The organism is Exiguobacterium sp. GL_137, from assembly GCF_057834585.1.
This window is the reverse complement of sequence record NZ_CM174406.1, coordinates 1-16,793: the sequence shown is the minus strand read 5'-3', so window position 1 is coordinate 16,793 and position 16,793 is coordinate 1. Positions and strand designations below refer to the sequence as shown.

General features: G+C 48.9%; 8 protein-coding genes and 3 rRNA genes. All 11 read right to left on the bottom strand.

Going from position 1 to position 16,793, the window contains the following annotated elements; genetic code table 11:
- Nucleotides 1–21 precede the first annotated feature (21 nt).
- The 11 genes from guaB to dnaA all read right to left on the bottom strand — a co-directional run bounded on the left by guaB (nt 22) and on the right by dnaA (nt 16,793).
- A complete protein-coding gene (gene guaB, locus AC3IRK_RS00055) occupies nt 22–1,488 on the bottom strand; it encodes an IMP dehydrogenase (protein ID WP_012368922.1) in 1,467 nt (488 codons plus the stop codon).
- Between the two features lie 155 nt (nt 1,489–1,643).
- Nucleotides 1,644–1,759: ribosomal RNA gene (gene rrf / locus AC3IRK_RS00050) — 5S ribosomal RNA — on the bottom strand.
- Between the two features lie 47 nt (nt 1,760–1,806).
- Nucleotides 1,807–4,721 (bottom strand): 23S ribosomal RNA (locus AC3IRK_RS00045).
- A gap of 165 nt (nt 4,722–4,886) precedes the next feature.
- Nucleotides 4,887–6,448 (bottom strand): 16S ribosomal RNA (locus AC3IRK_RS00040).
- Together the 16S, 23S and 5S rRNA genes form the textbook arrangement of a ribosomal RNA operon.
- A 358-nt stretch (nt 6,449–6,806) precedes the next feature.
- The gene (locus AC3IRK_RS00035) at nt 6,807–7,853 is read right to left on the bottom strand and encodes an HD-GYP domain-containing protein (protein ID WP_489170232.1); all 1,047 of its coding nucleotides are present in this window, start codon (nt 7,851–7,853) and stop codon (nt 6,807–6,809) included.
- A gap of 95 nt (nt 7,854–7,948) precedes the next feature.
- The gene (gene gyrA / locus AC3IRK_RS00030) at nt 7,949–10,609 is read right to left on the bottom strand and encodes a DNA gyrase subunit A (protein ID WP_188004963.1); all 2,661 of its coding nucleotides are present in this window, start codon (nt 10,607–10,609) and stop codon (nt 7,949–7,951) included.
- Nucleotides 10,610–10,636: 27 nt separating this feature from the next.
- Nucleotides 10,637–12,550, bottom strand: coding sequence for a DNA topoisomerase (ATP-hydrolyzing) subunit B (gyrB, locus tag AC3IRK_RS00025; protein ID WP_214855375.1), 1,914 nt, complete (start codon nt 12,548–12,550; stop codon nt 10,637–10,639).
- Nucleotides 12,551–12,560: 10 nt separating this feature from the next.
- Complete coding sequence (gene recF / locus AC3IRK_RS00020; protein WP_426354381.1) at nt 12,561–13,715, bottom strand: DNA replication/repair protein RecF; 1,155 nt, start codon at nt 13,713–13,715, stop codon at nt 12,561–12,563.
- 1 nt (nt 13,716) lies between these two features.
- Entirely contained in the window at nt 13,717–13,938 is a 222-nt protein-coding gene (gene yaaA, locus AC3IRK_RS00015; protein WP_012368917.1) for a S4 domain-containing protein YaaA, read from the bottom strand.
- 140 nt (nt 13,939–14,078) lie between these two features.
- Entirely contained in the window at nt 14,079–15,212 is a 1,134-nt protein-coding gene (gene dnaN, locus AC3IRK_RS00010; protein WP_012368916.1) for a DNA polymerase III subunit beta, read from the bottom strand.
- Between the two features lie 186 nt (nt 15,213–15,398).
- Nucleotides 15,399–16,793 carry a chromosomal replication initiator protein DnaA gene (dnaA, locus tag AC3IRK_RS00005; RefSeq protein WP_114596780.1) on the bottom strand — a complete coding sequence of 465 codons (1,395 nt, stop codon included), beginning with the start codon at nt 16,791–16,793 and terminating at the stop codon, nt 15,399–15,401.

Below are 16,793 nucleotides of genomic sequence, written 5' to 3'. Positions count from 1 at the left end.
CATTGGCCGCAGGGTTTTGAATTATTGACGCGTATAGTTTGAAGCTTCTTTTGTAATTTGAATGTCGTGAGGATGGCTTTCCTGTAAACCTGCACCTGTCATCCGGATAAACTGTGTTTCTTCACGTAATTCTTCAAGTGAAGCAGAACCACAGTATCCCATTCCTGAACGAATGCCTCCAACGAGTTGATAAACAGAGTCACCGAGTTTACCGCGATACGCCACACGACCTTCGATTCCTTCTGGAACAAACTTCTTGTCGGCTTCTTGGAAATAACGATCTTGGCTACCGCGCTTCATCGAAGCTTCCGATCCCATACCACGATACGTCTTGAATTGACGACCTTGGTAAATTTCCATTTCTCCCGGACTTTCCTCGACACCAGCAAGCAAGCTACCCAACATGACAGCATGACCGCCTGCTGCGAGTGCTTTGACGATATCCCCTGAATACTTGATTCCACCATCGGCGATAATCGAGACACCGTGCTTGCGGGCTTCTGTCGCACAATCAAAGACAGCTGTAATTTGCGGAACCCCGACTCCTGCAACGACACGTGTCGTACAAATTGATCCCGGTCCGATTCCGACTTTGATGACTGAAGCACCTGCTTCAATCAAATCACGTGTCGCTTCAGCTGTCGCCACGTTTCCTGCGATGATTGGCAAGTTCGGATATTCATCACGAAGTTCACGTACCTTCACGAGAACCCCTTCTGAGTGACCGTGCGCCGTATCGACGACCAATGCGTCAACTCCTGCATCTACGAGGAACTTGGCACGAACCGATGCATCTTTTGTGACACCGACAGCTGCTGCAACGAGCAGACGTCCAAATGAATCTTTTGCTGCATGTGGATATTGCTCAACTTTTTCAATATCCTTTGTTGTAATCAATCCTTTTAAAACACCGTTCTCATCAACGAGTGGCAACTTTTCAATCCGATGTTTGTGGAGAATCTGTTCTGCTTCTTCTAAAGAAGTACCGACTTTTGCTGTAACCAGTTCTTCTGTCGTCATGACGGTTTCGATGACGGTCGAGTAATCTTTTACGAAACGAAGATCACGATTCGTTAAGATACCGACCAGTTTACGCTCCGTTTCATTATTGACGATCGGAACACCGGAAATCCGGTATTTGCTCATCAAATATTCAGCATCATAGACTTGTCGTTCTGGCGTGAGATAAAAAGGATTTGTAATGACACCATTCTCAGAACGCTTAACACGATCCACATGCTCGGCTTGATCTTCCATCGACATATTCTTGTGAATGACGCCGAGACCCCCTTGACGTGCCATTGCAATTGCCATTGGAGCTTCTGTTACAGTATCCATTCCAGCACTGATCAAAGGGATGTTTAATGTAATCCCTTCGCATAATGTTACTGACAAATCAACATCTCGCGGTAAGACACTTGAACGACGTGGTACGAGCAAGACGTCATCAAACGTCAAGCCTTCTTTAGCAAATTTGTTCTCCCACATGTTATCCACTCGCTTTCTCTTCTATAAAAGAATATTGATGTTATGGTAACAAGCGAGAGGTGTCATGTCAATGACTCCACCAATAATCAGAACAATCAGAAGTTTCACATAACACAAAAAGACCGACCTGCAAAATGCAGATCGGTCCTTCACTTGCCTGGCAACGTCCTATCCTCACAGGGGGAAGCCCCCAACTACTTTCGGCGTTCAAGTGCTTAACTTCCGTGTTCGGCATGGGAACGGGTGTGACCACTTGGCTATCGTCACCAGACGACGGGCTCGCGCCCTCAAAACTGAAGTCATCAACAATGCATCTGCTAGAACAAGGCCTCGACCGATTAGTATCACTCAGCTCCGCATGTCGCCATGCTTCCACCCGTGACCTATCTACCTCATCGTCTCTGAGGGGTCTTTCTTGATTACTCAAAGGGAAATCTCATCTTGGAGGGGGCTTCATGCTTAGATGCTTTCAGCATTTATCCCGTCCGCACGTAGCTACCCAGCGATGCTCCTGGCGGAACAACTGGTACACCAGCGGTGCGTCCATCCCGGTCCTCTCGTACTAAGGACAGCTCTCCTCAAATTTCCTGCGCCCACGACGGATAGGGACCGAACTGTCTCACGACGTTCTGAACCCAGCTCGCGTACCGCTTTAATGGGCGAACAGCCCAACCCTTGGGACCTACTCCAGCCCCAGGATGCGATGAGCCGACATCGAGGTGCCAAACCTCCCCGTCGATGTGGACTCTTGGGGGAGATCAGCCTGTTATCCCCAGGGTAGCTTTTATCCGTTGAGCGATGGCCCTTCCATGCGGAACCACCGGATCACTAAGCCCGACTTTCGTCCCTGCTCGACTTGTAGGTCTCGCAGTCAAGCTCCCTTCTGCCTTTGCGCTCTACGAATGATTTCCAACCATTCTGAGGGAACCTTTGGGCGCCTCCGTTACTGTTTAGGAGGCGACCGCCCCAGTCAAACTACCCGCCTGACACGGTCCTCCAGCCGGATGACGGCTGCGAGTTAGAGACTCTATGCATGAAGGGCGGTATCCCAAGGGTGACTCCTCCGAAGCTGGCGCTCCGGTCTCGACGTCTCCCGCCTATCCTGTACATCATGCACAAAGCCTCAATATCAGGCTGTAGTAAAGCTCCATGGGGTCTTTCCGTCCTGTCGCGGGTAACCTGCATCTTCACAGGTACTATGATTTCACCGGGTCTCTCGTTGAGACAGTGCCCAAATCGTTACGCCTTTCGTGCGGGTCGGAACTTACCCGACAAGGAATTTCGCTACCTTAGGACCGTTATAGTTACGGCCGCCGTTTACTGGGGCTTCGGTTCAAAGCTTCGCTTGCGCTAACCCATCCCCTTAACCTTCCAGCACCGGGCAGGCGTCAGCCCCTATACGTCATCTTGCGATTTAGCAGAGACCTGTGTTTTTGCTAAACAGTCGTTTGGGCCTATTCACTGCGGCTCTACTCATGTAGAGCGTCCCTTCTCCCGAAGTTACGGGACCATTTTGCCGAGTTCCTTAACGAGAGTTATCCCGCGCGTCTTAGAATTCTCATCCCGCCTACCTGTGTCGGTTTACGGTACTGGCACCTTCCACCTCACTAGAGGCTTTTCTTGGCAGTGTGAAATCGTGACCTTCGTCCCTACGGGACTCCGCATCGTTCCTCGACTTTGATGCCTGACGGATTTGCCAATCAGACGGTCTCGAAACTTACACATGCACTTCCATCCGCATGCGTCACTATCCTCCTGCGTCCCCCCATTGTTCAAACGGTGGATCGGTGGTACAGGAATATCAACCTGTTATCCATCGCCTACGCCTTTCGGCCTCGGCTTAGGTCCAGACTAACCCTGAGCGGACGAGCCTTCCTCAGGAAACCTTGGGCTTTCGACGGAGGGGATTCTCACCCCTCTTTTCGCTACTCACACCGGCATTCTCACTTCCAAACGCTCCACTGCTCCTTACGGTACAGCTTCACAGCGGTTTGGAACGCTCCCCTACCATTCCTTACGGAATCCGCAGCTTCGGTGGTATGTTTAGCCCCGTTACATTTTCGGCGCGGCGCCACTCGACTAGTGAGCTATTACGCACTCTTTGAATGGTGGCTGCTTCTAAGCCAACATCCTAGCTGTCTAGGCAGCGCCACATCCTTTTCCACTTAACATACACTTTGGGACCTTAGCTGGCGGTCTGGGCTGTTTCCCTCTTGACTACGGATCTTATCACTCGCAGTCTGACTCCCGAGTATAAGTTGCCGGCATTCGGAGTTTAACTGAATTCGGTAACCCTGTGGGGGCCCCTAGTCCAATCAGTGCTCTACCTCCGGAACTCTCAACCTCGAGGCTAGCCCTAAAGCTATTTCGGGGAGAACCAGCTATCTCCAGGTTCGATTGGCATTTCACCGCTACCCACACCTCATCCCCGCACTTTTCAACGTGCGTGGGTTCGGACCTCCAGTCAGTGTTACCTGACCTTCATCCTGGACATGGGTAGATCACCTGGTTTCGGGTCTACGACAACGCACTATGGCGCCCTATTCAGACTCGCTTTCGCTACGGCTCCGCCTCATCAGCTTAACCTCGCGCGCTATCGTAACTCGCCGGTTCATTCTACAAAAGGCACGCCATCACCCATTAACGGGCTCTGACTACTTGTAGGCATACGGTTTCAGGATCTATTTCACTCCCCTTCCGGGGTGCTTTTCACCTTTCCCTCACGGTACTGGTTCACTATCGGTCACTAGGGAGTATTTAGCCTTGGGAGATGGTCCTCCCGGATTCCGACGGGGTTTCACGTGTCCCGCCGTACTCAGGATCCACTCTGGAGGGAAAACAGTTTCAGCTACAGGGCTGTCACCTTCTTCGGCCGGCCTTTCCAGGTCGTTCGCCTACTGTCTTCCTTTTTGACTCCGTATAGAGTGTCCTACAACCCCGGAGAGCATGCTCTCCGGTTTGGGCTGTTCCCGTTTCGCTCGCCGCTACTCAGGGAATCGCATTTGCTTTCTCTTCCTCCGGGTACTTAGATGTTTCAGTTCCCCGGGTCTGCCTCACGCTACACTATGTATTCATGTAACATGTCCCATCCCATTACGGATGGTGGGTTCCCCCATTCGGAAATCCTCGGATCAAAGCATACTTACTGCTCCCCGAAGCATATCGCTGTTCGTCGCGTCCTTCATCGGCTCCTAGTGCCAAGGCATCCACCGTACGCCCTTCATACCTTGATCTAGCATTTTGGTATTCTAAGAACACACGTCTAATGACATGGTTATAAAAATTTGATGTCTTGTTGATGTCTTCAGTTTTCAAGGTGCGAGTGTCTCTTTCGAGACTGAGAGACGAGCTCTCAAAACTGAACGATGGGCATGTCCCGTAAGGGACGTTTTCCTTAGAAAGGAGGTGATCCAGCCGCACCTTCCGATACGGCTACCTTGTTACGACTTCACCCCAATCATCTACCCCACCTTCGACGGCTGGCTCCTTGCGGTTACCTCACCGGCTTCGGGTGTTGCAAACTCTCGTGGTGTGACGGGCGGTGTGTACAAGACCCGGGAACGTATTCACCGCAGTATGCTGACCTGCGATTACTAGCGATTCCGACTTCATGCAGGCGAGTTGCAGCCTGCAATCCGAACTGGGAACGGCTTTCTGGGATTGGCTCCACCTCGCGGTCTCGCTGCCCTTTGTACCGTCCATTGTAGCACGTGTGTAGCCCAACTCATAAGGGGCATGATGATTTGACGTCATCCCCACCTTCCTCCGGTTTGTCACCGGCAGTCTCCCTAGAGTGCCCAACTAAATGCTGGCAACTAAGGATAGGGGTTGCGCTCGTTGCGGGACTTAACCCAACATCTCACGACACGAGCTGACGACAACCATGCACCACCTGTCACCCTTGTCCCCGAAGGGAAAACTTGATCTCTCAAGCGGTCAAGGGGATGTCAAGAGTTGGTAAGGTTCTTCGCGTTGCTTCGAATTAAACCACATGCTCCACCGCTTGTGCGGGTCCCCGTCAATTCCTTTGAGTTTCAGCCTTGCGGCCGTACTCCCCAGGCGGAGTGCTTAATGCGTTAGCTTCAGCACTGAGGGGCGGAAACCCCCCAACACCTAGCACTCATCGTTTACGGCGTGGACTACCAGGGTATCTAATCCTGTTTGCTCCCCACGCTTTCGCGCCTCAGCGTCAGTTACAGACCAAAGAGTCGCCTTCGCCACTGGTGTTCCTCCACATCTCTACGCATTTCACCGCTACACATGGAATTCCACTCTTCTCTTCTGTACTCAAGCCTTCCAGTTTCCAATGACCCTCCCCGGTTGAGCCGGGGGCTTTCACATCAGACTTAAAAGGCCGCCTGCGCGCGCTTTACGCCCAATAATTCCGGACAACGCTTGCCACCTACGTATTACCGCGGCTGCTGGCACGTAGTTAGCCGTGGCTTTCTCGCAAGGTACCGTCAAGGTACGAGCATTACCTCTCGTACTTGTTCTTCCCTTACAACAGAGTTTTACGATCCGAAAACCTTCATCACTCACGCGGCGTTGCTCCATCAGACTTTCGTCCATTGTGGAAGATTCCCTACTGCTGCCTCCCGTAGGAGTCTGGGCCGTGTCTCAGTCCCAGTGTGGCCGATCACCCTCTCAGGTCGGCTATGCATCGTCGCCTTGGTGGGCCATTACCCCACCAACTAGCTAATGCACCGCAAGGCCATCCCAAGGTGACGCCGGAGCGCCTTTCATCATCAGACCATGCGGTCTGAAGAACTATTCGGTATTAGCTCCGATTTCTCGGAGTTATCCCAATCCTTGGGGCAGGTTCCTTACGTGTTACTCACCCGTCCGCCGCTCATTCCCTTCACTTCCCTCCGAAGAGTTCCGTGAGCTTCCTGCGCTCGACTTGCATGTATTAGGCACGCCGCCAGCGTTCGTCCTGAGCCAGGATCAAACTCTCCATAAAGTGTTTGACTTGCTCGTTGTGTGACAGAAGTCACGTTGACGAAGCTTGCGCTTCATTCATTGTTTGTATCCGAAGATACGTTTTTTGCCTCATCGTTCAGTTTTCAAAGTTCGTCCGCGCCTGTTTTGGCGACTCAATTAGAATACCAAGTCTGAAACAATAAGTCAACAACTTTTTGAAAGAAGTTTTTTCTTGTTTCCGGCAGTGCGCTCGTCCTCTTAAGGACAAGAAATAATATACCATGGGATTTATTATTGTACAAGTGTTTTTTTATAAAAAAGAAAAACTCTTTTTTCCATCGAATTTATGACGAAAAAGAGAGCGTTTCTTCTATATATAGTACACATGATGCTGGTCTTTAATCCATAAGCTGAATGATATTCAGTTGCCGTTCCTCCATCAAGTCTTTAACAATACGCTGATTATGTTCTTCATACGTAATCACCGGGCGGTCAAATACACTGTTTTTTCGGAGGACCGTTGCAATCTTCCCGTTACTCATCAAGACGCGATCACCTGATTCTATCGGTAATAATAACTGTCCAAGAAGCATGACATACTTCGAATCGTACTGCATAGGTCGCGCTTTTAAATGACAGTACGCATCATAGACCTTATAAGCTTCACGGTATGGGCGCCAACTGGTCATGGCTGCAAAGACATCCGCTACGATGAACAGTCTCGTATGATCCATGATTTTATCCCCTTTGACTTTCAAAGGATATCCGGAACCGTCCAGCCGCTCATGATGTTGAACGATCATCCGTTTCACTGTATCGGAGATGATGTTCTCTTTTTGTAAAGCTTGGAACGCCATCGCAGGATGACGGTGAAAGATTTCTTGTTGCATCGCTTCATACCGCTTTGTGTGACGCCATTCCATGATACGGGCCAATCCACAGTCCGCAAAATAGGACGCCACCCATAAATCATGAATCATCTTGCGCTCTTTTCCGGCTGCTTCCGCAAGCAATTGAGCAATCGCTCCCCGGTAAATTGCATGTCGCACGGTGTACGCTTCTGTTCCTCGCTCCAGGAAGTACGGTAAGATATCTTCCCGTCGCACCAGATCCGGCATGGATTCCTTCACCCATCTCAACGCATCATAGACATTTGGAACTAATCCTTGCTCCCAGGAAGTGAATACCTGATTGTAGGTTTCAATCAACGGATCAAATAGACTGTCTTCTTCTATCTCTTCCAGTTCCTGATCGGTCATCGATGCTTCCATCATCCCTTCAGGCCGTTCCTCGATATCTACTTCTTTAATCAAAAATCGTTTGATTCGTCGTAACTCATCTGTTCCAATCTTTTTTCCAGCTTCAACGATTGGAATATCCGTATGTAAAAACAGAGACTCGGTTATCCGGTCACCAAGAATAAGTCGCTCACTTGCCACGCGCATCGTTGTCTCGTTCCTTCCCTTGAGTGATTTTTTAGAAAAACAGCAGAGTAAAGACAAGATTGTCCCCACTCTGCTGTACATCGTTCTACTTCGTTTTATTCTTCTGTCGGCTCAGCATCGCTGTTCATCTCAGAAGTTGAAACGGTCTGTTCTTCCAAACTCGTTTCGCCTTCTTCTAATACAGCATTTTCTTCCTCGACAGCATCTTCTTTTTTCAGTTTTGCAACTGTCGCGACACGATCGCCTTCTTCGATTCGAATCACTTTGACCCCTTGTGCATTACGTCCGACACTTGAGATGTTTTGTGAATCGGTCCGAATGACGATGCCGCTTTCCGTCATGATCATGATGTCATCATCGACATCAACAATCCGGAGCGCAACAATTTGTCCGACACGGTCTGTCACTTTACTGGCAATCAATCCTTTACCACCACGTGACTGGGTGCGGAACTCTGTCATTGGTGTCCGTTTCCCGAAACCTTTTTCCGTAATGACGAGTACATCCTGCTCATCACGGGCCAGTTCCATTCCGATGACGATAGCGTCTGCCGATAAGTTCATCGCTTTGACGCCTCGAGCACCACGTCCCATTGAGCGAACGTTCGTAATTGGGAAGCGGATAGCTTTTCCGGTATTCGAGACAGTAAAGACCTCATCTTCCGTCGAAGCAAGACGAACCGATGTCAATTCATCATCTTCAAACAGACGAATCGCAATCAATCCATTTTTATTGATCCGGGCGTAAGCAGATAACGGTGAACGTTTGACCCGACCTTTGCGTGTCATAAAGATCAACGATTTCTGTTCATCCTGCATCACTTCTTCTGCATCGAGCGCTTCTTCCGGTTCTTCAAGACTGTCCGGTGCCTCTTCCGAAGTGACTTCGACATCAATGATGTTCTCGGTCGCTTCCGCTGCCTCTTGTTCTTCAAGGTAACGTTTGAAGTTGACCGGAATCATCGTTTCGACCTTCTCATCGCGTTCGATTTGAATCAAGTTGATGATTGGTACACCTTTCGAAGTCCGGCTCATCTCCGGTACTTCATACCCGCGAATCCGGTAGACTTTTCCACGATTCGTAAAGAAGAGAATCGTATCATGTGTCGAACACGACAACAGACGGGTTACATAATCCGTATCGTTCGTGCCGATTCCTTGGACACCGCGTCCGCCACGGCGCTGCGCGCGGTACGAATCCGTCGTCAAGCGTTTGATGTAGCCGCTGCTCGTCAACGTAATGATGATATCTTTTTCCGGAATCAAATCTTCATCTTCGAATTCGATGTGGTCCATCCGAATTTCAGTCCGGCGTTGATCGTTGAAGCGTTCTTTCACTTCTTCGAGTTCTGTCCGGATTAATTCAAGCAAAACTTCATCGCTTTCGAGAATTGTTTTAAGTTCCGTAATCAATTGCATGATTTCGTCATACTCCGCATCAATCTTCTCACGTTCAAGTCCCGTTAACCGCTGCAGGCGCATATCAAGAATCGCCTGTGATTGTTTCTCGGATAAGGCAAACCGGTCCATCAACTGTTCCCGGGCAGCATCCGCTGTCCGGTTCGCACGGATGATCTTGATGACTTCATCGAGATGATCAAGGGCAATCCGTAAACCAGCTAAGAGATGTTCCCGTGCTTCTGCTTTCTCGAGATCAAACTGCGTCCGGCGACGGACGATTTCTTTTTGGTGCTCGAGATAGTGATACAACATTTCTTTCAGCGTCAATGTACGCGGACGGCCACTGACGATTGCCAGCATGTTCACACCAAATGTCGTCTGCATCGACGTTTGTTTATAGAGGTTGTTAAGAATGACACTCGCGTTGGCATCACGGCGAATCTCCATGACGATACGCATACCGCGGCGATCGGATTCATCACGTAAATCAGTGATACCTTCGATTTTCTTCTCACGGACGAGATCGGCAATCTTTTCAACGAGACGGGCTTTGTTGACCTGGTACGGCAACTCCGTCACGATGATCCGTTCACGATCTTTTTTCGTCTGCTCGATTTCGGCTTTTGCCCGAACGATGATCGATCCGCGTCCGGTTTCATAAGCACGTCGGATTCCGCTGCGTCCCAAGATCTCACCGGCTGTCGGGAAATCTGGTCCTGGAATATGCTGCATCAGTTCGGAAATCGTGATGTCCGGATTATGCGACAAGGCAAGGACACCATCGATGACTTCACCGAGTTGGTGAGGCGGAATGTTCGTCGCCATCCCGACCGCAATCCCGCTCGAACCGTTGACAAGTAAGTTCGGGAAGCGGGATGGTAACACTTCCGGTTCCCGTTCCGATCCATCGTAGTTATCTTTGAAATTGACGGTATTTTTATTGATATCGCGAATGATTTCCATCGCGATTTTTGACATACGGGCTTCCGTATATCGCATGGCAGCGGCTGAATCGCCGTCGACAGAACCAAAGTTTCCGTGACCGTCGACGAGTTCATACCGGTAACTGAAGTCCTGCGCCATCCGAACCATCGTGTCGTAAACAGCAGAGTCACCGTGCGGGTGATACTTACCGATGACTTCACCGACGATACGGGCAGACTTCTTATGCGGTTTATCCGCGCGGATACCAAGGTCATTCATCGCATATAAAATACGACGATGACCCGGTTTTAAACCGTCACGGACATCGGGTAAAGCACGTGCGACGATAACGCTCATCGCATAATCCATGAAGGATGTACGCATTTCTTGACTGATGTTGATATCTTTAATGATCCCTTGTTGATCGGACATTCGTATGGCCACCCTCTCTATTCAACGTTAAATATCCAAGTTCTTCACATAGTGGGCGTGCGACTGGATAAAGTCACGACGTGGTTCTACCTGGTCTCCCATCAAAATGTCAAAGACCTCATCTGCTTCGATCGCGTCCTGTAATTCGACACGCAGCATTTGACGACCACTCGGATCCATCGTGGTTTCCCACAGTTGCTCCGGATCCATCTCACCGAGACCTTTATAACGCTGAATGTCGTATCGTGCGTTTTCCGGAAGTGCTGCTAATGCTTCGTTCAACTCACGTTCGTTGTGCACGTACGTGATGTTTTTCCCTTGTTTGATTCCATAAAGCGGCGGTTGGGCAATGTAGACGTAACCGTGCTCGACCAGCGGACGCATGTAACGGTAGAAGAATGTCAATAACAGTGTCCGGATGTGGGCACCATCGACGTCGGCATCGGTCATGATGATGACTTTGTGATACCGGGCTTTTTCGATATTGAATTCAGAACCGATACTTGTTCCGAGCGCCGTAATGATCGTCCGGATTTCGTTACTGCCGAGAATCTTATCCAGGCGTGCTTTTTCGACGTTCAAGATCTTACCTCGGATCGGTAAGATGGCTTGGAAATGACGATCACGTCCAGATTTCGCTGAACCACCCGCCGAGTCACCCTCAACGATGTAGATTTCGGAAATCGTCGCATCACGTGATGAACAGTCGGCAAGCTTTCCTGGAAGTGAACTCACTTCAAGGACTCCTTTGCGTCGTGTTAATTCACGGGCACGTTTCGCAGCCATCCGGGCACGGGACGCCATCATTCCTTTTTCGACGATTGCACGGGCACTTGTCGGGTTCTCCATCATGAACTGTTCAAACGCAGACGAGAACAACGTATCCGTTGCCGTCCGTGCATCCGAGTTCCCAAGTTTCGTTTTCGTCTGTCCTTCGAACTGTGGATTCGGGTGTTTGATCGAGACGATTGCCGTCATCCCTTCACGCACATCTTCCCCGGACAACGTACCGTCGGCTTCTTTCATCAGACCGAATTTTTTCGCGTAATCATTGATGACACGTGTCAAAGCCGTTTTAAAACCGGTTTCGTGTGTTCCACCTTCATGTGTCGGGATATTGTTCGTGAACGAGTAGATGTTGGCTGCAAAACCATCGTTATATTGCAACGCCACTTCAACTTCAATCCCGTCCCGGTTACCGTGTACATAAACCGGTTCTTCGTGGACGACTTCTTTCGAACGGTTTAAATGCTCGACGTACGACTTGATTCCGCCTTCGTAATGGAAACTGCGCGTAATCGGTTCATCCGCACGATCATCCGTAATTTCGATCGTCAGTCCTTTATTTAAGAATGCCAGCTCACGAAGTCGTGTCGCAAGCAGATCATAATCGTATTCGAGTGTTTCCTGGAAGATTTCATCATCCGGGAAGAAACGGATCATCGTCCCGGTTTCTTCCGACGTGCCAATGATATCTAAATCCGCAGCAGGTACACCGCGGTGATACGCCTGGTAATACAGTTTTTCATTCCGTTTGACGAAAACTTCAAGTTTCGTCGAGAGTGCGTTAACGACAGATGCCCCAACACCGTGAAGACCACCGGATACTTTGTATCCGCCGCCGCCGAATTTACCGCCGGCGTGAAGGACTGTCAGGATAACTTCGACTGCCGGACGTCCCATTTTTTCCTGGATATCGACCGGGATTCCCCGTCCGTTATCTTCAACCAGAATCGAATTACCCGGTTCAATCGTAACTTTGATCGTATCGCAATACCCTGCAAGTGCTTCATCGATCGAGTTATCGACGATTTCCCATACTAAATGGTGAAGCCCCTTCGATGCAGTCGATCCGATATACATACCCGGACGTTTCCGAACGGCTTCTAGACCTTCAAGCACCTGAATCTGATCGGCACCGTACCCTTGTTCTAATTCCATATCTTCATGATTACTCATCGGTTTTCTCACCTACTATTTCTTTGTATGATGTCTCTTCCAAAATGACGGCCCCCTGTTTCACGTGGAACAACTTCGCCTGTTTGATCGTTTCATGTGCGATTCCATCGACACTCGTGGTCGTCAGAATGGTTTGCACTTTTTGTTGCATCGTATCGAGCAAATGGGTTTGACGATGATCATCGAGCTCGGATAAGACATCGTCGAGAAGTAGCAACGGATATTCCCCCACTTCTTCATGAATCAATTCAATCTCTGCTAATTTCAAAGAGAGTGCTGCTGTCCGTTGTTGTCCTTGTGAACCATAGGTCTGGACATTCCGACCGTTGACTTCCATTTCGAAGTCATCCCGATGCGGACCGAACAGGGTCACACCTCTTCGGATTTCGTTTGTCTTTATTTTACCAAACTTCTGCACGTAAGAAGCAGTCATTCCTTCAACATCGAGCAAATCATTGCTAAATGTATCCGAACGGTAAATAAGGACGAGCTGTTCCTGTCCACGACTGATTCCTTCATGAATCGGACGTGCCCACTTTTCCAGCTGGGCAATGAAGTGATGACGGCGCTGAACGATTTTAACGGCAAGCGTAATCATCTGCTCCGTCAAGACATCGAGGAACGTCTCATCTCCACCTTTGATCGATAACTGTTTCAGCAATGCATTCCGCTGTTTGAGAACTTTTAAATACTGACTGAGTTCATGTAGATAGACCGGACTGACCTGACCAATTTCCATATCCAAAAAGCGACGTCTGATTTGTGGACTGCCTTTGACGATGTGTAAGTCTTCTGGTGCAAACAGCACGATATTCAACGCACCGACATAATCACTGAGCCGGCGCTGTTCGAGATGATTCAGCTTCGCTTTTTTACCGCGACTCGAAATCGCGATTTCCTGCGAGTGAGATCCTCTTCTTTTATGAATCCGTCCTTCGACACGAGCTGTCTCGGCATCCCACTGGATCAATTCTTTGTCATGCGTCGTCCGGTGAGACTTCGCAAGGGCAAGAACATAAATGGCTTCCAGGAGATTCGTCTTCCCTTGCGCATTCTCCCCAATCAGCACATTCGTCTTTTCTGAAAAAGATAATTCCAACGACTCATAGTTGCGATAGTGACTGAGCCGGACCGAATCTAGTCGCACGTTAGTTTCCCTCGTTCTTAATGATGAACTGACCGTAATCTTCTACGTCAATCACATCTCCATCCCGTAATTTACGACCGCGTCGCTGATCGACTTCACCGTTGACAAGAATGGGTACCTCGGCGAGGAACGGTTTAGCTTGTCCACCGCTCGAGATGATATCAGAAAGTTTCAGGAACTGACCTAATGTGACATATTCTGTTGAAATCTTGATTTGATTCATGGTTTGACTCCTCCTACCTACATATTATAAATGACGTACTCTTTATTGTACTAAAAAACTTACGATTTGGCAAAATGAACGAACGTATATACGGATTTCAAAAAAAGCCCAAGGAACTTAGAAGGTTCCTTGGGTATGAATCATGCTGTTCGAACAGGAAGGATCAGTTGCAGGACGTTGTCTTGATCAACCGGATGCAGGATGAACGGTCGGATCGAACCGGTGAACTGGATTTCGATATCCGTTGCGTCGAGTGCCTTTAACGCATCCATCATATACTTCGAGTTGAACGAGATTTTCAGCTCTTCTCCTTCAAGCGATAAGATACTGACTTGTTCCGACACTTTACCGACTTCCGGTGAGTGCGAAGAAATTTCGACTGCCGTCGTGCCTTCTGCTGCGAACTTGATGACGTTGTTGCGGTCTTCCCGTGCAAGCAGTGACGCACGGTCGATTGCTTGAAGTAATTCCTTCGCATTCATGCGGACTGCTGTCCGGTACTCTTCCGGAATCAAACGGGATGTATCCGGATAGTTGCCGTCAAGCAGACGCGAGAAGAATAAGACGTGTTTCATCTTAAACAGGATCTGTTGATTCGTAATCGTAATGTCGACGTGACCATCACTAAGTAATTTGGATAATTCGTTTAAGCTTTTTCCCGGTACGATGACGTTTTGGAACGAAATCTCATTGTCCGTCTCAAACTGGGCCCGTCGTAACGCCAGTCGGTGACTGTCTGTCGAGACGCATGTCAGGATGTCCTTGTCCGCCGAGAAGTTAACACCCGTCAATACAGGACGTGTTTCCTGTACGGCGACGGCAAAGCTCGTTTGACGGATCATTGACCGTAACAAATCAGCCGGTAAACGGAACTGTTGTCCGCCGTCGACTTGCGGTAAGCGCGGGAATTCATCCGGATCAAGTCCGTTCAAGTGAAATTCTGCCGTACCTGATTGAATCCGTGTCATGAAGTTGGGTGAAACTTCAAGGATTACTTCGTCTGTGGGTAACTTCTTGACGATATCCCCAAAGAAGCGGGCATTCAAGACGACACTGCCTGCACGATGGACCGTGACATAGGAAGTACCGTTCTCTTCTGCATAGATGGTCCGTTCGATTGAGATTTCTGTATCGCTTCCTGTCAGCGTCATACCGTCTCCGTGGGCTTCGAGTTTGATTCCCGTTAAGATCGGAATCGTTGTCCGGGATGAAACAGCTTTTGCTACATCTTGAATTGCTTGGATTAAAGTATCCCGTTGAATTGTAATATGCATATTGTCGTTAAGCTCCTCTCAAAATGGGCGTTACATCATCATAACATAATAATATATTTTTTTAATAATAGTATTAGGGGCTGTGGATAGTGTGGATAAGTCGGTGGATAACTTGGTATAGAGCCAAAACGCGTGTGGATAACTTGTGGATAACTAGCCTCTTTTATCCACAGCTTATCCACAGGTTTACGAATGTTTCAATTCATGCTTGATTTGTTCGATGACTTTTCCCGTTTCTCCATCCGATTTGACAAGTGTACTGATTTTTTCGTGTGCATGAATGACGGTCGTGTGATCACGTCCCCCAAACTCCTCACCAATCTTCGGCAATGAGCTTTCTGTCATCTCCCGCGACAGGTACATGGCAATCTGCCGGGGGAAAGCAATCGACTTCGTCCGTTTTTTAGCTTTTAAGTCATCAAACGGCAGATTAAAGTGTTTACTGACCGATTCCTGAATATCACGAATCGTGACTTTCCGTGGTTCACTCGCAGGCATGATATTATGCAATGCTTCAGCGGCAACATTCGGATCAATGGTGCGTCCGACCAGGTTGGCGTAGGCAATGACGCGGGTTAAGGCCCCTTCGAGTTCGCGAATGTTCGTATCGATCTGGCTCGCGATATAGAGCATGACTTCATTGGAAACATCCAGTTGTTCCGCATTCGCTTTTTTACGAAGAATCGCAATTCGTGTTTCGAGATCCGGTGGTGTGATGTCTGTAATCAAACCCCACTCGAAACGGGAACGCAACCGGTCTTCAAGCGTCGGAATTTCTTTAGGTGGACGGTCACTCGAGATGATGATTTGTTTCTGATCGTTATGCAAGGCATTAAACGTGTGGAAAAACTCTTCCTGCGTCTGCTCTTTTCCGGCAAGAAACTGAATATCATCGATTAATAGAACATCGATGTTGCGATATTTATTGCGGAACTGAACCGTTTTATTATCCCGAATGGAGTTGATGAAGTCGTTCGTAAACTGTTCAGAGGAAACGTACGCGATTTTTGTCCCCAGCTTCTGGTCCTGAACATATTGACCAATCGCATGCATCAAGTGCGTTTTCCCCAGTCCGACGCCACCATAGATGAAAAGCGGATTGTACGCTTTAGCCGGGGCTTCCGCTACAGCTAACGAAGCAGCGTGTGCAAAACGATTACCTGATCCGATGACAAACGTATCGAACGTATATTTTTCATTCAACTGTCCGAGTTCACTCATGACCAGTTCATCAGAGGACTTACGGGCCTTTTGTGTTTTAGTCTTCGCCGGTGCGACTTCGATCACTTCTTCTTCCTCATTTTGACGATCGAGCATATGTTTTGCCTGACCTTCCTCGATGAACTGAATATCAAGCCGGCTTCCTGTCACTTCTTCGACGGTATCTTCTAATAGAGATAAGTACTGACGTTCCAACCAGGTGACGGTAAATGCGGCTGGTGCCGAGACGATTAACGTCGTGCCGTTGAGCGTGACCCCTTCGGTAGACTTTAACCACATGTCGTAACTCGCTTTTGGGGTACGTTGTTCTTCCTCGATTACAGATAATACATTGTGCCAAAGTTCGGCAGCGTTTTTCAT